Consider the following 18,766-nt stretch of genomic DNA (forward strand, 5'->3'; position numbering starts at 1 on the left):
TTCATTTCATTCTGCTTGGGGCTTCAATGTGCGCTCTTGCTGCTTCAGGACGCTTCGTCATCCGGTTCCACCGGGCCGGGATCGGGCTCCACGCCGACGCGATACGTGGCAACGAAGCGCGGCCAGTCCACATGGTCCACCAGGTCGATGTCATCGACAACGCCAACCTTTGCTGCCGCACGCTCGAACAGGGCGATGCTCTTGGCGGGATAGTTGTTGCGCGACGGATAGAGCACTCCGTCGAACAGCGGCTGGCCGTCATCGCCGAGCATCGCGTGCACCTGGGTAGATACCCGCTGCGTGTGCGTGTAGTCCCGGCTGGCCAACTGTTCCAGGTTCAGGCCGAAGTAGCCCGCCATGACACCCTCGGCCGTGAGATCGGCCAGGCGCACGTCGTCCAGGACGCCCACGGCGCGCACGAGCCGGCTCGCGACTTCCTTCAGCGCGATCGAGCGTTTCTCGTCCGCCAGCCACTGGTGCTTGTGAAACACCGACTCCATCAGCGCCGTGGGCAGGTCGCGGCCCAGGTAGAGCACGCCGTAGGTCCGCTCCGGGTCGTCGTAGCGATTGGTGCTGCTGCGGCCATAGTTCAGCGGGCTGCCCTGATAGGCGACGCGGCTCACGTGCTGGAGCAGTTCACCCGCGTCGATCAGGAACAAGGGCAGTTCGCGGCTCATGGCGGTCTTGCCTCAATGCACCTGGACGCCCAGCACGTTGAACACGGCTTCGGCCACGTCGTCGATCGTGCCATGCGTCACCGCATCCACCGGCGAGCGACCGCCCAAGCCTTCGAGCGGTTCGGACAGCGCTCGGTAGATCGTCCAGTGGTCGATGCCCTCGACCTCCTGAAGCACGGTTTGGGTCAACTGCTGCTTCATCGGGTCGAGCTGCCAGTCGGGCAGCTTCTGGCCGCGCGGCCCCACGTTCAGCGCCAGCAGCCGACGCGCGAGGATGTCCTTGTAGATCTGCTGGCGCGACTTGTCCGCCAGCTTGGCGTACTCGGGGATCGCCAGGTTGTGCGGCTGGTTGAAGGTTTCCAGCAGCGCAGCGCGGCCGCGCTGGACGTCGGTTTCGCTCGGCGCCCAGCGCGTCTCGGCGCGCAGCGCGCCCGCTTTGCGTGCCAAGGCCTCTCGCACCGTCTCCGCTTCCAGGCCGGCGGGCAGCTTCACCGCCTCCACACGCTCGTGGACGAACGCCTGCAGTTCGGCCGCGAAAGCCGTAGCATCCCGGATTTCGACGGTATCGGCGAAGCGGCGCACATCCTCCACCGTGACGCGCGGCAGACGGTCGGCAATGAATTCAGTGGCATTGGGCATGGTGATCTCCCAGGCAGGTTTGAGACAGGATTCACTCTAGTCTCCCTTGTCTCGTTTGTCAACTTTGTCGCCTTTCACGCCTGCCTGGCGAAAGCGGCGTCAACCCAGCATAGAGCCGCGACCGGCCCCGGCTCGCCGTCCAATCCATTCCGGCGGGTTCCCCATTGACGCTGGAACCGCACCCCATGCCCCGCTATACCGAAACGGTTAAAGGCCAAAGGGCCGAAACGGCAAGGGAATGGGGTGCAAGGGGAAAGGCCCTACCTCGAAAAGGCCAAAAGGCCTCCCGGCCGGCCCCCCAGAGGACACCCGCATGCTCTCCCTGTTCCAGCGAAAACGGCCCCCGGTCGCTGCCCCGTCGCCGGCGCCCGCCACCAACCTTCCCAAAGGGCTGATGCGGCCCGAATCGGCCGCATCGCTGCTGGCGACGCAGCGGCGGCAGAAGCTGCTGGAACACATCTGGCAACGCACGTCGCTGTCGCGTAGGCAGTTCGCCACCCTGTACCGCACGCCGCTGGAGCGCTACGCCGAACTGATCCAGCAATTCCCCGCTTCCGAGAGCCATCACCATGCGTACCCGGGCGGCATGCTGGATCACGGCCTGGAAATCGTCGCCTATGCGCTCAAGCTGCGGCAGTCCCATCTGTTGCCCATCGGCGCCAGCCCCGAAGACCAGGCGGCGCAGGCCGAAGCCTGGACCGCCGCCGTCGCCTACGCCGCGCTGCTGCACGACATCGGCAAGATCGCCGTCGATCTGCAGGTCGAGCTGGCCGACGGTTCGCTGTGGCATCCCTGGCACGGCCCGCTGCACCAGCCGTACCGCTTCCGCTACTGCGACGACCGCGAGTACCGCCTGCACAGTGCCGCGACGGGCCTGCTCTACCGCCAACTGCTCGATGCTCCGCTGCTGGACTGGCTCAGCGGCTATCCGTCCGTGTGGGCACCACTGCTCTACGTCCTGGCCGGGCAATATGAGCACGCCGGGGTGCTGGGCGAACTGGTCGTGCAGGCCGACCGCGCTTCCGTCGCCCAGGAACTGGGCGGCGATCCTGCCCGCGCCATGGCAGCACCGAAACACGCGCTGCAACGCAAGCTGCTGGACGGGTTGCGCTATCTGCTCAAAGAAGAGTTGAAGCTGAACCAACCCGAAGCGTCCGATGGCTGGCTCACCGAGGACTCGCTGTGGCTGGTGAGCAAGACGGTATCGGACAAGCTGCGCGCGCACCTGCTGTCCCAGGGGGTCGATGGCATCCCCGCGAACAATACGGCAGTATTCAACGTCCTCCAGGACCACGGCATGTTGCAACCTGCGCCCGATGGTAAGGCGATCTGGCGTGCGACCGTGACCAGTTCCACCGGCTGGTCCCACTTGTTCACCTTGCTGCGCCTCGCACCCGCGCTGATTTGGGAGCCTGTCGAGCGACCGGCGCCGTTTGCTGGGACGGTAGCGATCGACACGACACCGGCAGACAAAGACGCCGATGCCTCGATGCCAACGCCAGCGAGCGCGACGACACCGCCCGCCAAAGGTCAGCAGCCCGATCCTTGCGAAGATACCAGCGGCGCCGCTACCGCGGTTCATCTACCCACCGCCCAAACCGTGCCCGACGTCATGGAAGACATGCTGGCGATGGTTGGAATGGGTGATTTGCCAGAAGCCACCTCGGTCGAAGCGCCTGCCGCTGGCCCCGAAGCTCCTGCACCGTCCTTGGCAAAGCGTCTGCCTCCGTCACAAGCGCCTGCGCCCACGGCGACGCAGCCATCCGGCGAGCACTTCATAACATGGCTGCAGCAGGCCGTTGCCTCGCGCCGGCTCATCATCAACGACGCCAAAGCACTGGTGCATACCGTAGGCAACACGGCCTACTTGATCAGCCCCGGCCTGTTTCAACGGTATGCCCAAGAACATCCACAGATCGCTGGCCTAGCACGGCAGGAAAACATGGCCGACTGGCAATGGGTTCAGAAACAGTTCGAGAGATTGCGCTTGCATCGCAAGCAGAGCAACGGCCTCAACATTTGGACGTGTGATGTGAAGGGGCCGCGTAAAACCCGCCGAGTTCACGGCTACCTGCTGGATGATCCGACTTCGATACTCAATCCGCTACCTGCTAATAACCCATATCTCTCCCTTGTTGTGCCAGCAATCCGACCCAGGAAATCTGACTAAAAAGGCAAACCTATCGTTTCAAAGCAGACTACCCGATCCCAGAGAGCATTGTGGTGAAATCCGTCAGAAAGATATTGCATACCATTCGTCTGTATGGTGCCTTGGCGGCTGCTCGCTGTAGGCTGCTTGGCAAGAATTTCAATACAATCGAGCACTCCACGCCGTCGAAAAAATCGGCCTACGCCGATAGCTCTCTCACCAAGGTTGCGACGAGTTGCGACGCGGGCATTTCGCGTGCCAGCGGAGCTCCTTGACCGGCCCAATGGGCAGCGTAGTCGTGATTGCCTTGCTTTGCCGCAGCGCTCACTAATTGCTTGGCTGTCCTGGTCTAATTCTCGTGGACACCTCGATAGGGGATGATCATCCCCAACGAGACCGCGCAAGACATGACAAGAATCCGTAGAAGCTTTGATGCCACCTTCAAGCTGCAGGTGGCGCAGATGATCCGAGAGCAGGGCCTGAGCGTGGCTCAGGTGTGCCGCGACCTGGGCCTGGTGGACAGCGCGGTGCGACGCTGGCTGGAACAGTACGATGCCGAGCGCGCCGGTCAGCCGGGGCAAGGCAAGCCGCTGACGCCCGAGCAGCAACGCATCCGCCAGTTGGAGCGGGAGAACCAGCGCCTGCGTGAGGACGTGTCGCTGCTAAAAAAAGCATCGGCCTTCTTCGCCCGGGAACTGAAGTGATCCAGCAGGTGATCGACCAGTGGCAGAAGAAGGCCGACACCGCCCGCCTGTGCCGGCTGCTGGACGTCAGTCGCTCCGGCGTCTATGCCGCCCGCCGGCGGCGGAAAGCACCGCGCGTATGCGCGCTCACAATGCCGCTGCAGGCCGCTTTCCAGGCCAGTGGTGGCAACTACGGCAGCCGTCGGCTGTGTGCAGCCTTGAAGGCCCAGGGCTTGGCAGTGGGCCGCCACCGCGTCCGCCGCCTGATGAAGCAGCAGGGCCTGCAGGCGCGCTGGAAGCGCAAGTTCGTCCACACCACCGACAGCCGGCATGGGCTGCCGGTGGCGGCCAACCTCCTGGATCGACAGTTCAATCCCGGCCGCCCCGATCAGGCCTGGGTGGCCGACATCACCTACATCCGCACCGACCGCGGCTGGCTGTACCTGGCCGCGGTGCTGGACCTGTACTCGCGCAAGGTCGTGGGCTGGGCGATGGCGCCGAACATGCCCGCCGAGTTGGTGTGCACCGCCTTGCAGATGGCCATCGTCCTGCGCCAGCCCAAGCCAGGGCTGATCGTACACACCGACCGGGGCAGCCAGTACGCCAGCCAGGCACATCGCGATCTTCTGACCCGGCACAAGCTGGTCGCCAGCATGAGCCGCAAGGGCAACTGCTGGGACAACGCCGTCATGGAGCGGTTCTTCCTGAACCTGAAGATGGAACGGGTCTGGCAGCGCCGCTACGCCAATCACAGCGAAGCCATTGCCGACATCACCCACTACATCGTCGGCTTCTACAACACCCACCGCCTGCACTCCACCCTCGGCTACCAATCACCCGCCGACTACGAGAAGGCCACTACCTGAAATCACCTATCGCGGTGTCCACCAAAACTTGACCACGACAGGCCGCGTCGTAAGCGACAGGGTACCTAGGAACTGCACCATCCGCGGATTCGCAATATGAGATAAGGCGATTCACGATGCCCCGGGCCGGGCGCCCGGACAAGACGTTGGTCAACCGGGTCGCCGCTGCACGTTCACTTTTCAGGTTCCGGCGATAGCCCTCATTGGCAGTCGATTCGGGGCATAGGATGAAGGCTGTGCCGAGTTGCGCGGCTACGGCGCCAAGATCGAGGGCGGCCTTGATGCCTTGGCCGTCCATAATGCCGCCCGCCGCAATGACCGGTAGTTTGACGCGTTGCACTAGCAGACGAGTCAGAACCGAGGTCGGCAGGCGCTCGTCAATTGCATACTCCCCCGACTGAGACGTGATCACTTCTCGATCGAAATTTCCCCGGTGACCGCCTGCTTCAATTCCTTGAGCAATGATGGCATCCACTCCTGCCTCTTCTATCAGTTGCGCTTCTTGCAGGCTGGTGGCGGTCGCCAGCGTGTAGATCCCGGCTTTGCGCAACGCCCCGAGTTGCTCCCGGGTCGGCAGGCCAAAGTGGAAGCTGACGATAGTGGGCTTGAGATCAAGAAGAGTTTCGAACACATCTTCGCTGTGCAGAAAGGACGTATAGATCTCGCCAAGCTCCGTCGGCGGTGCAGCGTCCACCTCGGCAAAGAGAGGAGCCAGTCGCTCGATCCAGGCGGTTTCAAGCCCGTCATTACGCTGTGCGGGTAGATGACAAAAGACATTGACGTTGAACGGCTTGTCGGTAAGCGCCCGGGTCTCCTCGATAGCTTGCCGCGCCTGCGCCGCCGTGCTCGCACCAAGTCCCAACGAACCCAAGGCACCAGCGTTGGCTACAGCGGCAGCTAGCTGCGGTGAGGAAACCCCAGCCATCGGTGCCTGGATGATGGGGTAACGGATGCCCACGCGAGCCAAGAACTGTTCGGATGTGCTCATGATGCGACCTTCCTGTCGTTAGAAATCGTTAACGTGATAAATTCTCAATTTAGGAATATCATACATAAAACGATCTTTTATTGGGAACGATGTGGATCTGGAGTCTCTCAGGATTTTTCGCGCAGTTGCCAGCGAGCTGAGCATCACGCATGCGGCGGCGCGGCTCGGGCGCGTGCAGTCGAACGTAAGCACCCGCGTCCAGCAACTCGAAACCGAGCTGGGCGCGGACTTGTTCGTCCGCACCGGCAAGCGCATGGCCTTGTCGGCTGCCGGGGAGCGCTTTCTCGACTACGCGCAGCGCATGCTCGCGCTGGGAGAGGAGGCCAGGCATGTCGTGACGGGCGGCCGCGACGGCGGCACGCTGCGCATCGGCAGCATGGAAAGCACCGCGGCCAGCCGTCTGGTCCCGCTGCTGTCCGCCTACCATGCAGGCCATCCGGAAACGCGGGTGGAAGTGAGCACGGGCCCGTCACGCCTGCTGCTCGAACAAGTGCGCACCGGCCGGCTTGACTGCGCATTCGCCGCGCTGCCGCCATCGTTCGGCGACAACGCCATACTCAAGGAACTGGGGCTGGCGGCGGTGCGCGTCTGGCGAGAGGACCTGCGGCTGCTGCTGCCGGCCACCGAATCAGGGACACGCCGCGCCGCCGACGTGCGCACACGCTCCCTGGCGGCGTTTCCGCAAGGTTGCGCCTACCGCAGCATCGCCGAGGATCTGCTGGGCGTTGCCGGTTCGCCCGAGTGGAAGGTGCAGGAAATGGCGTCCTACCACGCCATGATCGCCTGCGTTGCCGCAGGCGGCTGCGTCACCCTGCTGCCCGCGAGCGTGCTCGCGTTGGGAAATGTGCCCGCCGCCATGAAAGCGCTGCCCGCCGGTCGCGCCGACACGCTGCTGGTCTGGCGCGAAGACTACGACGTCCCTGCGTTCCGGCATCTGCGCGACGAGCTGAGCGAGGCTGGCAGATGACCGCCTTCATCCGGTCCCGGAACTTGCGCTCCGCTGCCGAAGCCGCACTGGTCCTGGCCGTCGGTATGGGCTTCGGCCGCTTCGCCTTCACCGCCATCTTGCCGCACATGGTGGAAGAAGACGTGCTGAGCCTGGGTGAAGGCAGTCTCGCCGCCTCGGCCAACTACGCCGGCTACCTGCTTGGCGCGCTCCTGGCCGTCCGGGCTCGCGCCCACCATGCGCACTGCCTCTGTCTGTGGGCCGTCATAGGCACCGCCGCCTGCCTGGCCGCGCTGGCGTTGTCGGCCCCCGTCCCGGTGATCGTGATGCTACGTGGCCTAGCCGGTGCGTTCAGCGCGCTCTCGATGGTGGCAGCTTCGCTGTGGCTGCTGGAGCATCGGGGCCACTTCCGGGGTGCGCCGCTGCTCTACGCCGGCGTTGGCATCGGCATCGCAGTGTCCGCCGAGCTGCTGGTGCTGGGGACGCATCTCGGCCTGCGCAGCCACGGCATGTGGCTGATGCTAGGCATCGTGGCGCTAGCCTTCGGCCTGGCATCGGCGCCTGGCCTGGTCGCCAGCGCCTCCCAGGCGCAGCACGCTGCCGCCATGCCCGCTTCCGCGACGCCGGTATCGCGACCAGCGGCCGCGTGGCCCTTGGTCACGATCTACGGATTGGCCGGCCTGGGCTACATCGTGACCGCGACCTACCTGCCGCTGCTCGTCCACACCGTCCTGCCCGACTTGGACCCGGCCCACGTCTGGGCGGTGTTCGGGCTCTGCGCCGCGCCCTCTTGCCTGCTATGGCATCGCATCCATGAGCGATGGGGGACCCCCCGTGCCTTGCGGCTCAATCTCGCGCTTCAGGCCGTGGGGGTCGCACTGCCGGCATTCATCCCTTCGGCGGCCAGCTATCTTTTGAGCGCACTACTGGTCGGGGGGACTTTCATGGGCACCGCCACCATCGCCATGCCCGCGGCGCAGCGGGCTGCACGCAATATGAAGATGAACCTGCTCGCGACTATGACGCTCGTCTACGGCATCGGCCAGATCCTCGGCCCGGGGTTGGCCGAGACCTTGCGTGCGCTCAGCCACTCCTTCTCCAGCTCATTGGCCGCGGCAGCCGCCGCGCTGGTAGTGGCGGCGCTTACGACGGTTCTCCTCTAAGCGGGCCGCAGAATAGCGTTGAGCGTACCGCAGGTCTTCGCAGCATCAATCCGCGGCGCTGGATTGGGAGCGCAGCCACGCAGCCCTCTGCTCCGACCGTTGCCGCCACTCTGGAGCGAGGCCGGGAAGCTAGGGCGAGTCCAAGCCTGGATGCTCGATTCTTGCCTGCTCGCCTATTTTCAGAAAGCGATCTCTGATCCAGATGCCGGCGGGATCGCTTTGTGCGCGTGGATGCCATGCCATCGCCAAGCGAAACGACGGAATGCGAAATGGGAGCGGAATCAGATCAACAAATGCGGCATAGCGCTGGAGCAGCTTCCTCGGAAGACTGGCGACGCCGTCAGTCTGAGACAGAACCAGCGCCACCTGGTTATAGCTGGGCACGGAAGCGACGACGTTCCTCTGCACGCCCAGCTTTGCGAGAACCGCGTCCACCGGCGTGGAGAAATCCGCGCGGGATGAAACAACGACATGGTGCAGGGCGCAGTACTCCGCCAGACTCGGCGCGCCGATCCCCCGGGGGTGGCCACGGCGCTGCGCCAGCACGAAATCATCGCTGAGTAGAAACCGTGCCTTCAGGGTCTCCGGCACCTTGTCGATATCCCCGAGAAACAAGTCGACCTCACGGCGCGCCATGCGCTCAACCAGCCCGGCGTCGTCGGCGGGCACAACGGACATCCGCAATTCGGGATTGCCGTAACTCATCACCTCCGTCATCACATCCAGCGCCAGGATCGTGAACACGCTGTCGTTCGATGCAACGACAAAGGTCCTTGCCGAGGTCTGAGGATCGAATTCGTGCGGCTGCGCCACCGCCTCGCGCAGCCTCGCAAGCGCATCCGCCAGGCTTGAACGCAACGCCAGCGCGCGTTCGGTAGGCACCATGCCGCGGCCCGTTTCCGAGGGCACAAGCAGCGGGTCCTGGAACAACTCGCGCAAGCGAGACAGGTGGCCCGACAGGGTCGGCTGGCTGATGTGCAGGCGCTGTGCCGCGCGTGTCACGTTCAGTTCGTCCAGCAAGATGTCCAACGAGATCAGGAGGTACAACTCCGATCTTTTCATATCGAGCATTCCGATACCTCATATCGAATCTAACGACTAACAGCCCTGCGGATATCCCCCTTAAGCTTTCACCGTATTCCACGAAAGCGAGCAAGGACGATCCATGCAGCAGCCCGTCGACTTTTACTATCATCCGACAGAAAACTCCCCAAAATCGAACTTTTCCTTGAAGAATCGGGGATTTCCTATCGACCGATTCCGGTGGACATCGCCAAGGGCGACCAGCATTCAGCCGAGTTCAGGGCCCTCAACCCGAATGGCAAAGTGCCTGTGGCGGCGGAGAATGGTATCGCAATATTTGATGGCTCTGCCATCCTCTTACCCCTCCGCTCTTGCACCTTGCCAAGAAGGCCGGCGCCTCCTCGCCCCCACACGGTGATGGCCTTGCTTGACCTCGACGTCAAGGGCGAGGCTTTCTGATTCAACTTCAATATTTGACAGGTCCGTTGAATATGCGCCATACAAACAAGATCTACCGGATCGGTGACGTGACCGTCACGAAGATCGAAGAGATGCGGCTGAACGTCGCTCCACCTTCCTTTCTGTACCCGCAATGGGATGCCGAAGAACTGGAAAGAAACCTGCACTGGCTCACCCCCAGCAACATGGATGCAACCACGGGACACCTGATTCAAAGCATCCACACCTGGCTGGTACGGACCAGGCGCCACACGATCCTCATCGACACCGGCTCTGGCAACGACAAGGAGCGGCCGCTCAACACGATCTTCCATCGACTGCAGACCCCGTACCTGCAGCGTCTGGCCGCGGCAGGCGTGAAGCCGGAGGATGTGGACTACGTTCTGCATACGCATCTCCACGTCGACCATGTCGGCTGGAATACGAGACTCGTAGGCGGCCGCTGGGTCCCTACCTTTCCGAATGCCCGCCATGTGTTCGCCCGGGCCGAAGAGGACTACTACAGCAGTCCAGCGAGCCATAACGACGTCAACGTGCCCAGCCTGGGCGTCTACGAAGACAGCGTTGCGCCCATCATCGCGTCTGGACAGGTCGAACGCATCGGCGATGCCGGTGGCGCGTTTCTCGATCACTTTGTCTTCCGTCCGTCGAAGGGACACAGCATCGGACACATGTCGATCGAGCTGCGCTCCGGGGACGAAGAGGCGCTGTTCAGTGGCGACGTCATGCACCACCCATTGCAAGTCGTTCGTCCAGACTGGAACTCCGTCTTCTGTGAATGGCAGGACGAGGCACGCGCATCGCGCCGGTGGGCACTCGAACATGCGGCCGAACGCCGGTTGCTCTTCTTCACCCCCCATTTCGCAGAGAGCTCTGCCGGCTACGTGACGCGCCACGGCGATCGCTTTGATTGGCGCTACGAGTAAATCCACTTTCAGGACACGCATCATGACCAGCAAATACGCATCCGGCGGCCCAGAGCTCGTTTTCGAGCAATACCGCGTGCCGACCGGCGACACGGGCATCGAGCTTCACGTGCGCAACAAGCGTCCCGCCTCGATGACGGACTTTCGCGCAGACCGCACCATCGTGATGATTCACGGTGCGACGTTCTCATCGGGCAGTCTTTACGATGTGCCGTTCAACGGCATGTCCTTCCTGGATTACCTGGCGGCGGCGGGCTACGACGTCCACGCTCTGGATGTCCGCGGCTACGGGCATTCGTCACGACCGCCGGAGATGGAGTCGCCCGCGGGCGATTCCGCTCCCATGGTCGGGACCGATACCGGCGTCCACGACCTGGGCGTGGTGGTGGATCACGTCCGCTCGCTTCGTGGCCTGGCGCGCGTCTGCGTGTTCGGCATGTCCTGGGGCGGCACCGTGGCGGGCGCCTATACGAGCCGCAACGAGGACAAGGTCGAGAAGCTTTCGCTGCTCGCGCCTCAATGGCTGAGCGACAAGCCGATCCCGATCGATGCCGGCGGCCCGCTGAGCGCCTATCGCTTGGTGCCTGTACGGGAAGCCAAGGCGCGGTGGCTGAGCACCGCGCCCGAGCATGGGCGCGCCACCTTGGTACCGGATGGCTGGTTCGAGCAGTGGGCGGACTTCACCCTGGCCGAAGATCCGTGGAGCCAGGGACGCACACCCGATTTGATCCGTGCGAGCAACGGGCCGATCCAGGACATCCGCGACTATTGGCGCGCCGGCCGCCAGTATTACGACCCGTCGGACATCCGGGTTCCCGTGCTGCTGGTGCACGGCGAGTGGGATATCGACGTCCCCATCGACCTCGCCCAGGCCTTCTTTCTCGAACTGAGGAATGCGCCATACCGCAAATGGGTCGAGATTGGCGAAGCCACGCATCTCGTTCTGCTGGAGAAGAATCGGCTCCTCGCGTACCAAGCGATCCGTGATTTCTTCGATGAAGAATTCGTGCCCGAAGTCTCCCTTCAGAACCGCTAGACAACCCGAACGGACGAGCGGCCGGAGGCCGGAGTGACGGACGCCACGCGCATCCAGTGATCGCCATTGTCGAACCCTTGTCAGCACTGTTTTCGGATCAACGACGGACGATGCCGGACCGACTTACTCGGCCTGCTATCTACCGATAGCCTGAAAGTAAGCACAAAACATATCGGCCATTGCATCGGCATAGGCCTTGATTTCCGCCTTGGTTCGGCGTGTTCGGGAGAAATCGTTCCCCACCGCACTGAGCGTCGTGAAGACAAGATCGCCAGCCAGCGCACGGACCGATGCCGATGCGTTCGGCAGTACTTCAGCGATGAAGTCTTCGATCATCCGGTCGCCCTCGGCTTGGGCCTTTTTCGCCTCAGGGCTGTCCCGGTAGAGCGGCGCGGCGTCGTTGAGTGCGCCCCGAACCTCGGCCTCTTCGCATTCGGATTGCAGGAAGGCATGGACAAGCCTTCGCAATCGCTCAAAGTGCGAACGCTCCGCGTCCTCCAGAATCTCCCGCAGCATCCGGGTTGTCTGCATCCACTCATCAGTCTGTAAGCGGAACAGGATCGCCGCCTTGTTGGGGAAGTACTGGTAGACCGATCCCACGCTGACCCCCGCCTTCTCTGCCACCCGAGCCGTGGTGAAGCGGGTCGCGCCTTCCTGTGCCAAGACTTGGGTGGCTGCCTCAAGGATGGCAGCAACCAGTTCCGTGGAGCGTGCCTGTTGTGGCTGCTTGCGCGAAGCGATTTGGGGACGTCGGCGAGTGGTCATGGGGCATGGCAAGGCGTTATACAAAGAATCGAGTGATTCCATCGACACTTCAAATGCGATGAATCATTCACATACTAGCGCAACGTCAGCCTCTTGCTCAACCTGCGTCACCGATCTTTATGAGCACTCACCCTGGACGCGAAAGAGCGCTGCAGTCGGCACATCGGATGCCAACGGACATGGAACACCATAGCCGAGCGAGCCGACCGGCTGCGTTGGCGATGTAGGGCTTTCCTGACGAAAAACCTGAGCATCTCAAACCCCACTAGACCTTGGGGGCATCCACTAGACCTGGAAACGCACCGTTTTCCGGGCACCACGCATGCCACCTGGCTCAGAAGGGTGGCCCGGAAAACGCGAACTGGTATGCGAATTTTCAATGCGAATATTTCGTCATATTATTCCACCAATACGAATAAACGATCGCGTTTTAAAAGCACACGAAAGCACCTCCGTCCACAGAAGAAAGGCCCCTCATGGCATCGACACTGACCAGCGCCCCACTGGCGCCCTTGCTGCACCGCCTGTTCGAACAGGCCGACCAAGCCACCAGCCCGGCCCTGGCGGCACTCTCCGGCGACGAACGCGCGCGGCTGATGGGCAGCAAAACCGAATACACCCGTTTCTACAGCCTGGCCAAGGACCTGTGGCTGCCCGTCTCGCGGGAAACCGGCGTGCTGCTGTACCAGTTGGCACGCAGCACCCACGCCCGCAACGTCGTCGAGTTCGGCACCTCGTTCGGCCTGTCGACGTTGCACCTGGCGGCGGCGCTGCGCGACAACGGCGGCGGTCGAGTGATCAGCAGCGAATTTGAACCCTCAAAGGTCGCCAAGGCCCGTCGGCATCTGGCCGAGGGCGGCGTGGACGACCTGGTCGAAATCCGCGAGGGCGACGCCTTGAAGACGCTGGCGACCGACCTTCCCGAAACCGTCGACCTGCTGCTGCTCGACGGTGCCAAGTCGATCTACTGCGAAGTCCTCGACCTGGTCGAACCCCACCTGCGTCCCGGCGCACTGGTCGTGGCCGACAACGCCGACTTCAGCCCTGAGTATCTGGCGCGCGTGCGCTCCCCGGACGACGGCTACCTGTCCATCCCGTTCGGCGAAGACGTGGAACTGTCGATCCGCCTGGGCTGAAGCAAGCCCGTCATTTCCTTCCCAACATCCCAATAGGAGTTCTTGCAATGCACGTATTTGTCACAGGCGCCACCGGCTGGGTCGGCTCGGCCGTGGTCGAAGACCTCCTCGCTGCCGGTCATCAGGTCACCGGCTTGGCCCGCTCCGCCGACAAGGCCGCTTCCCTCGTTGCGGCGGGTGCGAACGTCGTCCAAGGCTCGCTGGACGATCTGGAAACGCTGCGTTCGGCCGCATCGACGGCCGATGCGGTGGTCCATACCGCGTTCAACCATGACTTTTCCAGGTTCCTCGAAAATGCCGAACAGGATCGGCGTGCGATCGAGGCGCTGGGCAGCGCGCTGCAAGGATCGGACCGGCCGCTGCTCGTCACCTCGGGGCTGTCCGGGTTGCCGCGCGGGGCCACCGAAGCCGACCTGCCCAACCCCGCCTCGCCCCGCAAGTCGGAAGAAGCCGCCCGGGCGGCGGCGGCGCGTGGTGTCCACGCCGCCACGGTACGCTTGGCGCCGTCGGTGCACGGACTGGGCGATCACGGCTTCGTGCCGATCCTCATCCGCACGGCCCGCCAGAAAGGTGTGTCCGCCTACGTGGAGGATGGCGCCAACTGCTGGGCCGGCGTGTACCGCCGCGATGCCGCGCGTGTCTATCGCCTGGCCCTGGAGCAAGGCGTGACCGAGTCGGTCTATCACGCCGTCGCCGATGAAGCCGTTCCCTTCAAGGCGATCGCCGAGGCGATCGGCAGCCGTCTGGACCTTCCGGTGGAATCGCGTGGCCGCGACCACTTCGGCTGGTTCGCCAGCATGGCCGGAGCCGACATGGCCGTGTCCAGCGCCCGCACGCGCGAGCGGCTCGGCTGGAAGCCCGAAGGTCCGAGCCTGCTCGTCGACCTGGACCAGCCCGGCTATTACGCCGGCTGATCCGCGGCACTTCATTTCCGAGCTTCCCATGCCTCGACAACCATCCTCCGCGCCGGGTCCGGCAATGGCGTCTCCTCCCGGTGGCCACGTCTTCCTGGCGATGCTGCCCATCACCCTGGCGGTCTTCATCAGCTTCCTGACCATCGGGATGCAGATGCCGGTCCTTCCGCTGCATCTGCACGACACCCTTGGCATGGGCACGTTGGTCATCGGCCTGGTCATCGGCTTGCAGTTCGCCGTGGCATTGCTGTCCCGCCCCTGGGCCGGCAACCTCGCCGACCTGCGGGGCGCAAAGCGTGCGGTGATCACCGGAACCCTGTTCGCCGCCAGTTCCGGCCTGGCCTATCTGGCCTCACTGGCCTTCGTCGCGACGCCGGCCACGTCGGTATGGATCGTGGTACTGGGCCGCATCCTGCTGGCGCTCGGCGAAAGCCTGATCGCCACGGGAGCGCTGGGTTGGGCCCTCGGGCTGGTCGGGCCGCAGAACGCCGGCAAGGTGATGGTCTGGGTCGGCATCGCCATCTACGGCGCCTATGCGCTGGGGGCCCCCTTGGGTGTCGCGGTGAATGCACAGTGGGGATTCGCCGGCGTTGCCGGCGCTGTGGGGGTCATTCCGTTGCTGGCCCTGGCCGTGGTCGCGCGGGTGCGGGCCATCGCCCCTTCGGCAAGCCGTCGAACGCCGTTCTACAAGGTCTTGGGCGCGGTGCTATGGCCCGGCATGGGCCTGGCGCTGTCGAGCGTGGGTTTTGGCCTGATCACCGCGTTCATCGCGCTGCTCTTTGCCGCGAGACAGTGGGGCAATGCCTCGCTGGCGTTCACCGCGTTCGGGTTGGCATTCATCGGCGCACGCATTTTCTTCGGGCATCTGCCGGACAAGCTGGGAGGCGCCAAGGTGGCGCTCGTGAGCGTGGCCGTCGAGGTGGTCGGGCAGTTGTTCATCTGGCGAGCCCAGACGCCATCGTTCGCCTACGTGGGCGCGGCGCTGACCGGCCTGGGCTATTCACTGGCCTACCCCGGCTTCGGCGTGGAAGCCGTGCGCCGCGCCCCGCCACAGACCCGCAGCCTGGCGATGGGCGCCTACGTGGCCTTCATGGACATCGCGCTGGGCCTGACCAGCCCGCTGGCCGGGGCGCTGGCCGGTGTACAGGGCATCGGTTCGGTCTACCTGGCCGGGGCCATCACCGTCGCGTTGGCGCTGATCATCGCCTTGCGGTTGGCCTTCGGAACACCGGCAACGACTACGCATGCCAGCCTTGGGAGAACACCGTGAAACTGTTGTCCTTCTTCGACAAACAGCCGCCCGGACCACGCACCGAGCGCATCCGTCATGAATCCAAACTCCGTACCGTGCAGGTCAACGCCGTCGAACGGCTGACACCGGGCATGCTGCGGATCACCTTCGCTGGTGATGATCTTTCGGATTTCGTGAGCCTGTCGCCGGACGATCACCTCAAGCTGTTCGTGCCGTCGGCGCCGGGAGATACCGTTCATCGCGACTACACGCCCCGCAGGTACCATCAACAAGCAAGAACGCTTGTCATCGACTTCGCAGTCCACGATGCTGGGCCCGCTATCCGGTCCTGGCTCATTGAGGAACGTCGCCATCCGAAGTCCTGCCTTAAGGCGGGAGGCTACTGGATCGCCGGCAAGGCCGATGCGCATGATCGGCTCGACTACTGAGTATGCGTGCCGAATACCACATGATCACGGCAAGGTTAGGACTTCATCGCCATTGCGCCGAGCAGGATAACCAGCACGGCGCATAGGATATCCCGGCTCTTTCTCAAGCCACGGTGCTCTGTCTGCCGTACAGCTCCGTCACCATGGCGAAATAGTGCTCGAAGGGCGGCGTGGGCGCTCCCGGAACTTTGGCGAGGTCATCCCATCGGCGTAGCCGCAGCGCATCGGCGGCGAAGGGCTTTTGCTGGAATTCTGCCGCCTGCTCCGGCGTGTGGATGCCGCCTTGTTGTTCGAGGGAGCGGACCGATTGCGGGCTCAACCCCCCCTGATATGCAGGGTCGATGGCACACAGGCAACGCTTGGCCTCGACGTGCATCCCGATGGGCTCAACAACGGCACTGGGAAAAACCGGCCGCAGGAACGGGAGCGCCACGAACTGGTGCAGATCGTCGTTCTTCCGCGTGGTCTCTGTATCGCCGCGCTTGTTGCTCCCCAACATGTGCCCGAGGTCATGCAGGAATGCCGCGACCACCAGTTCCTTGGACGCGCCTTCCTGCTCGCCCAGGTAGGCGGACTGAAGCGCATGCTCCATCTGGGTGACGGCTTCGCTTCCGTAGGAGCGCGGCCCATAAATCTCGAACAGCGAGTGGATGTCGTTCAGCTCAATAGCCATGTTTCGTGACTCCTTGGTCAGTTGAAAGAATCAGGGGCGCTCGCCGATGGCGAGGCGGCGGTCGATTTCGGCCAGCACGCCCGGGAGGTCGGCCACCGTGTCGATGACGAAATGCGCGCCGGCGCCGTAGAGGCGCTTTTCCGCCGCTGCCCGAAGCCCGGTTTGGCGAGAGGCATCCAACGCTTGCCAAGCCGGCGCGCTCAAGCCGACCTCATTGCCCGAGACGCTCAGGCCCACGGACCACATGCCGGCATTGCGCCCTTCCTCGATGCCGGGCACCGTGTCATCCACCTTGATGCACGCCGAGACGCGGCCGATGCGCAGGGCCAGGACGTTGGCGAGGGCCATCCAGGGGCCTGGCCGGCCTCCCGCGGCCAGTTCGTCGCCCGCCACGACGTGATCGGCCTCCAAGCCCTGGGCGGCGGCCAGGGGCAGCAGTACGTCGAGCACCTCGCGCGGATAGCCGGTGCAGCCTCCCACCTTCACCCCTGCGCGGTGCAGCAGCGCCAGCACATCGGCGGCGCCTTCGATCGGTGCGCAGTAGTCGCCAACCTTCTCGATCTGCATCGGCATGAAACGCTCGTAGAGCGCCGACACGTCTGCCTCTTCCCAGGCACGGCCGAAGCGGATCTGCCATTGCGCGCCGATCTCCGGCTGGGCCAGCAACTGGCGGATATGCGCCTTCTTGGACAGGCCCATGGGGCCTCGCGCCTGCTCCAGGCTGAGAGGGATGTCGAAGCTGGCGAACGCATCCACGAAAATCTGAGTGGGCGCGAGGGAGCCGAAGTCCACCAGCGTGCCGGACCAGTCGAAGATGACGGCTTGCAGTTGTTTGAAGCGGGATTCGTTGGGTTGCATGGGTTTTCTTTCCAGGTAAGTGAAGGGAACCGGTCTATGGCGTTGCGATGAAGTTCTGCCCACGTGGGCCGGCAAGCGCCGTTTGCACGCGCTGCTGCCATTCGGACGCGGCGATGCCGTAGTCGGCGGGATCGGTGCTCACGCCCAAGGAGTGCAGAAAGTCCTCCAGCACTGATATCGCCTGCTGCGCATCGCTTGCGCCGAACACGGCCAACATTTGCGAATCCACGGCCGCGTCATGTCCAAAGGCCAATGCCATCACCTTCGGAAGACAGAAGGAGCAGGCGATACCGTGTGCGGTGCCGGTAGCCAGCGTGACGTCGTAGGAGAGCGAATGGGCCAGCGCCGTCTTGGTATTGGAGAACGCCATTCCAGCCTGGAGCGCCGCTGTCGCCATGGCTTCGCGCAAATCAATGCGAGCCGGCTCCCGCATCAGCGCTGGGAGTGTCTGGACAATGGCACGTGCCGCATTCATGGCCAGCGCCGCCGAGACGGGGTTTCGGTGCTTGTTCCAGATGGATTCCAGCGCATGGGACAGCGCATCCAGCCCACTGGCGAGCGTCGTCGCGGCGGGCAGGCTGCACATGAGCGCGGCATCCACGATGGCCGCTTGCGGCCAGGTACAAGGCAGATGCAACGACAGCTTGCGTGCCCCGGCTTGGTCCCACAGCGTGGCCCACGGCGTGACCTCGCTGCCGGTGCCTGCCGTGGTTGGAACGGCAATGAGGGCACGATGGCCGGACTCGGGAGGGACGGGGGCGCGACCTTCCAGAATGTCCATCAACTCATCGAAGCACCCGTTCGCCGTGCGCACGAGCATGATCTTGGCGCAGTCGATGGCACTACCGCCGCCCAAGGCCACGATGCACTCGGCGTCGGCGTGTTCGCGCCACAGGCGCTCGTACATAGGCGCGATCCAGCTCACATCCGGGTTGGGCTGGATATCGGATTCCACGGCGACGAGACGGTCGCCCAGCAGTGGCTCGATCCGGGACAGCAGCCCCAAGGGGACCGCCTCGGGAAAAGTCACGAGAAGGGTGCGGCGATCCCCCACCCATTCCGAAAGTTGGGCAAGCGATCCCGCGCCGGCGTGGACAGCCACGGGATTTCGGTAGTTCCAGAGCGTGGATGACATAAGGAGTACGAAAAATCGACGCGCAGGGCCAAGCCGGCGCGGCCCTGAGG

The 18,766-nt window shown here is 63.8% G+C and carries 19 protein-coding genes and 1 pseudogene; 11 read left to right on the forward strand and 9 right to left on the reverse strand.

Going from position 1 to position 18,766, the window contains the following annotated elements:
• Positions 1 to 44: 44 nt before the first annotated feature.
• Positions 45 to 677 (reverse strand): RES family NAD+ phosphorylase, encoded by a 633-nt coding sequence (locus OYT13_RS20465; protein WP_033999083.1) that lies wholly within the window; start codon positions 675 to 677, stop codon positions 45 to 47.
• A gap of 12 nt (positions 678 to 689) precedes the next feature.
• The gene (locus tag OYT13_RS20470) at positions 690 to 1,316 is read right to left on the reverse strand and encodes a hypothetical protein (protein ID WP_033999081.1); all 627 of its coding nucleotides are present in this window, start codon (positions 1,314 to 1,316) and stop codon (positions 690 to 692) included.
• Positions 1,317 to 1,629: 313 nt separating this feature from the next.
• Between OYT13_RS20470 and mobH the strand changes: the two genes are divergently transcribed.
• Positions 1,630 to 3,486 carry a MobH family relaxase gene (gene mobH / locus OYT13_RS20475; protein ID WP_033999079.1) on the forward strand — a complete coding sequence of 619 codons (1,857 nt, stop codon included), beginning with the start codon at positions 1,630 to 1,632 and terminating at the stop codon, positions 3,484 to 3,486.
• 178 nt (positions 3,487 to 3,664) lie between these two features.
• Here mobH and OYT13_RS20480 read toward each other — a convergent pair.
• Positions 3,665 to 3,802, reverse strand: a pseudogene (locus OYT13_RS20480) (nitronate monooxygenase); the annotation flags it as partial.
• Between the two features lie 70 nt (positions 3,803 to 3,872).
• On the opposite strand from OYT13_RS20480, the gene OYT13_RS20485 reads away from it, so the two are divergent.
• A protein-coding gene (locus OYT13_RS20485; RefSeq protein WP_153570567.1) for an IS3 family transposase occupies positions 3,873 to 5,014 on the forward strand; the annotation gives its coding sequence in 2 pieces (ribosomal slippage) (positions 3,873 to 4,140 and positions 4,140 to 5,014; 1,143 coding nt in all).
• Here OYT13_RS20485 and OYT13_RS20490 read toward each other — a convergent pair.
• Positions 5,007 to 6,002: an NAD(P)H-dependent flavin oxidoreductase gene (locus OYT13_RS20490; protein WP_047783237.1), complete on the reverse strand. Its 996-nt coding sequence runs from the start codon at positions 6,000 to 6,002 to the stop codon at positions 5,007 to 5,009. The two genes, OYT13_RS20485 and OYT13_RS20490, sit on opposite strands and share 8 nt — an antisense overlap.
• A 91-nt stretch (positions 6,003 to 6,093) precedes the next feature.
• Between OYT13_RS20490 and OYT13_RS20495 the strand changes: the two genes are divergently transcribed.
• Together OYT13_RS20495 and OYT13_RS20500 are read left to right on the forward strand one after the other, a co-directional pair.
• Positions 6,094 to 6,969: a LysR family transcriptional regulator gene (locus tag OYT13_RS20495; protein ID WP_033999074.1), complete on the forward strand. Its 876-nt coding sequence runs from the start codon at positions 6,094 to 6,096 to the stop codon at positions 6,967 to 6,969.
• Positions 6,966 to 8,111 carry a YbfB/YjiJ family MFS transporter gene (locus tag OYT13_RS20500; protein ID WP_033999071.1) on the forward strand — a complete coding sequence of 382 codons (1,146 nt, stop codon included), beginning with the start codon at positions 6,966 to 6,968 and terminating at the stop codon, positions 8,109 to 8,111. Before OYT13_RS20495 ends, OYT13_RS20500 begins: the two co-directional genes overlap by 4 nt.
• A 129-nt stretch (positions 8,112 to 8,240) precedes the next feature.
• Here OYT13_RS20500 and OYT13_RS20505 read toward each other — a convergent pair whose 3' ends face one another.
• Complete coding sequence (locus OYT13_RS20505) at positions 8,241 to 9,182, reverse strand: LysR family transcriptional regulator (protein ID WP_033999070.1); 942 nt, start codon at positions 9,180 to 9,182, stop codon at positions 8,241 to 8,243.
• Positions 9,183 to 9,374: 192 nt separating this feature from the next.
• Between OYT13_RS20505 and OYT13_RS20510 the strand changes: the two genes are divergently transcribed.
• The 3 genes from OYT13_RS20510 to OYT13_RS20520 are packed head-to-tail and all read left to right on the forward strand — an operon-like array spanning position 9,375 to position 11,555.
• Positions 9,375 to 9,593 (forward strand): hypothetical protein, encoded by a 219-nt coding sequence (locus tag OYT13_RS20510; RefSeq protein WP_033999068.1) that lies wholly within the window; start codon positions 9,375 to 9,377, stop codon positions 9,591 to 9,593.
• Between the two features lie 32 nt (positions 9,594 to 9,625).
• Positions 9,626 to 10,519, forward strand: a complete 894-nt coding sequence (locus tag OYT13_RS20515; protein ID WP_033999065.1) for an MBL fold metallo-hydrolase — start codon at positions 9,626 to 9,628, stop codon at positions 10,517 to 10,519.
• 22 nt (positions 10,520 to 10,541) lie between these two features.
• The gene (locus OYT13_RS20520) at positions 10,542 to 11,555 is read left to right on the forward strand and encodes an alpha/beta hydrolase (RefSeq protein WP_033999062.1); all 1,014 of its coding nucleotides are present in this window, start codon (positions 10,542 to 10,544) and stop codon (positions 11,553 to 11,555) included.
• Positions 11,556 to 11,690: 135 nt separating this feature from the next.
• Here the strand turns inward: OYT13_RS20520 and OYT13_RS20525 are convergent, their stop codons facing one another.
• Positions 11,691 to 12,362, reverse strand: coding sequence for a TetR family transcriptional regulator (locus tag OYT13_RS20525; RefSeq protein WP_047783236.1), 672 nt, complete (start codon positions 12,360 to 12,362; stop codon positions 11,691 to 11,693).
• 434 nt (positions 12,363 to 12,796) lie between these two features.
• Here OYT13_RS20525 and OYT13_RS20530 point away from each other — a divergent pair, with 434 nt between their 5' ends.
• From OYT13_RS20530 to OYT13_RS20545, 4 genes are read left to right on the forward strand one after another with little or no spacing between them, the layout of a single operon-like run.
• Positions 12,797 to 13,456 (forward strand): O-methyltransferase, encoded by a 660-nt coding sequence (locus tag OYT13_RS20530; RefSeq protein ID WP_033999058.1) that lies wholly within the window; start codon positions 12,797 to 12,799, stop codon positions 13,454 to 13,456.
• A gap of 47 nt (positions 13,457 to 13,503) precedes the next feature.
• Positions 13,504 to 14,370 (forward strand): SDR family oxidoreductase, encoded by an 867-nt coding sequence (locus tag OYT13_RS20535; RefSeq protein WP_033999055.1) that lies wholly within the window; start codon positions 13,504 to 13,506, stop codon positions 14,368 to 14,370.
• 28 nt (positions 14,371 to 14,398) lie between these two features.
• Positions 14,399 to 15,640: an arabinose transporter gene (locus OYT13_RS20540; RefSeq protein WP_047783235.1), complete on the forward strand. Its 1,242-nt coding sequence runs from the start codon at positions 14,399 to 14,401 to the stop codon at positions 15,638 to 15,640.
• A complete protein-coding gene (locus OYT13_RS20545) occupies positions 15,637 to 16,050 on the forward strand; it encodes a siderophore-interacting protein (protein ID WP_052150459.1) in 414 nt (137 codons plus the stop codon). The genes OYT13_RS20540 and OYT13_RS20545 overlap by 4 nt, the downstream gene beginning before the upstream one ends.
• Before the next feature lie 103 nt (positions 16,051 to 16,153).
• Here OYT13_RS20545 and OYT13_RS20550 read toward each other — a convergent pair whose 3' ends face one another.
• The 3 genes from OYT13_RS20550 to psrA are packed head-to-tail and all read right to left on the reverse strand — an operon-like array spanning position 16,154 to position 18,716.
• Positions 16,154 to 16,723: a phosphonate degradation HD-domain oxygenase gene (locus OYT13_RS20550; RefSeq protein ID WP_033999052.1), complete on the reverse strand. Its 570-nt coding sequence runs from the start codon at positions 16,721 to 16,723 to the stop codon at positions 16,154 to 16,156.
• A 30-nt stretch (positions 16,724 to 16,753) separates the two neighbouring features.
• A complete protein-coding gene (phnX, locus tag OYT13_RS20555; RefSeq protein WP_033999049.1) occupies positions 16,754 to 17,581 on the reverse strand; it encodes a phosphonoacetaldehyde hydrolase in 828 nt (275 codons plus the stop codon).
• A gap of 34 nt (positions 17,582 to 17,615) precedes the next feature.
• Positions 17,616 to 18,716 (reverse strand): iron-containing alcohol dehydrogenase PsrA, encoded by a 1,101-nt coding sequence (gene psrA, locus OYT13_RS20560; protein WP_033999047.1) that lies wholly within the window; start codon positions 18,714 to 18,716, stop codon positions 17,616 to 17,618.
• Positions 18,717 to 18,766: the final 50 nt, after the last annotated feature.

Origin of the sequence: Pandoraea sp. XJJ-1 (assembly GCF_026802345.1) — a bacterium.
Taxonomy (GTDB): domain Bacteria; phylum Pseudomonadota; class Gammaproteobacteria; order Burkholderiales; family Burkholderiaceae; genus Pandoraea; species Pandoraea cepalis.

Coding starts and splice junctions, on each gene's coding strand:
- OYT13_RS20465 (WP_033999083.1), bottom strand. CDS start 677: ATGAGCCGCGAACTGCCCTTGTTCCTGATCGACGCGGGTGAACTGCTC.
- OYT13_RS20535 (WP_033999055.1), top strand. CDS start 13,504: ATGCACGTATTTGTCACAGGCGCCACCGGCTGGGTCGGCTCGGCCGTG.
- OYT13_RS20505 (WP_033999070.1), bottom strand. CDS start 9,182: ATGCTCGATATGAAAAGATCGGAGTTGTACCTCCTGATCTCGTTGGAC.
- OYT13_RS20515 (WP_033999065.1), top strand. CDS start 9,626: ATGCGCCATACAAACAAGATCTACCGGATCGGTGACGTGACCGTCACG.
- psrA (WP_033999047.1), bottom strand. CDS start 18,716: ATGTCATCCACGCTCTGGAACTACCGAAATCCCGTGGCTGTCCACGCC.
- mobH (WP_033999079.1), top strand. CDS start 1,630: ATGCTCTCCCTGTTCCAGCGAAAACGGCCCCCGGTCGCTGCCCCGTCG.
- OYT13_RS20550 (WP_033999052.1), bottom strand. CDS start 16,723: ATGGCTATTGAGCTGAACGACATCCACTCGCTGTTCGAGATTTATGGG.
- OYT13_RS20525 (WP_047783236.1), bottom strand. CDS start 12,362: ATGGAATCACTCGATTCTTTGTATAACGCCTTGCCATGCCCCATGACC.
- phnX (WP_033999049.1), bottom strand. CDS start 17,581: ATGCAACCCAACGAATCCCGCTTCAAACAACTGCAAGCCGTCATCTTC.
- OYT13_RS20470 (WP_033999081.1), bottom strand. CDS start 1,316: ATGCCCAATGCCACTGAATTCATTGCCGACCGTCTGCCGCGCGTCACG.
- OYT13_RS20520 (WP_033999062.1), top strand. CDS start 10,542: ATGACCAGCAAATACGCATCCGGCGGCCCAGAGCTCGTTTTCGAGCAA.
- OYT13_RS20540 (WP_047783235.1), top strand. CDS start 14,399: ATGCCTCGACAACCATCCTCCGCGCCGGGTCCGGCAATGGCGTCTCCT.
- OYT13_RS20490 (WP_047783237.1), bottom strand. CDS start 6,002: ATGAGCACATCCGAACAGTTCTTGGCTCGCGTGGGCATCCGTTACCCC.
- OYT13_RS20500 (WP_033999071.1), top strand. CDS start 6,966: ATGACCGCCTTCATCCGGTCCCGGAACTTGCGCTCCGCTGCCGAAGCC.
- OYT13_RS20530 (WP_033999058.1), top strand. CDS start 12,797: ATGGCATCGACACTGACCAGCGCCCCACTGGCGCCCTTGCTGCACCGC.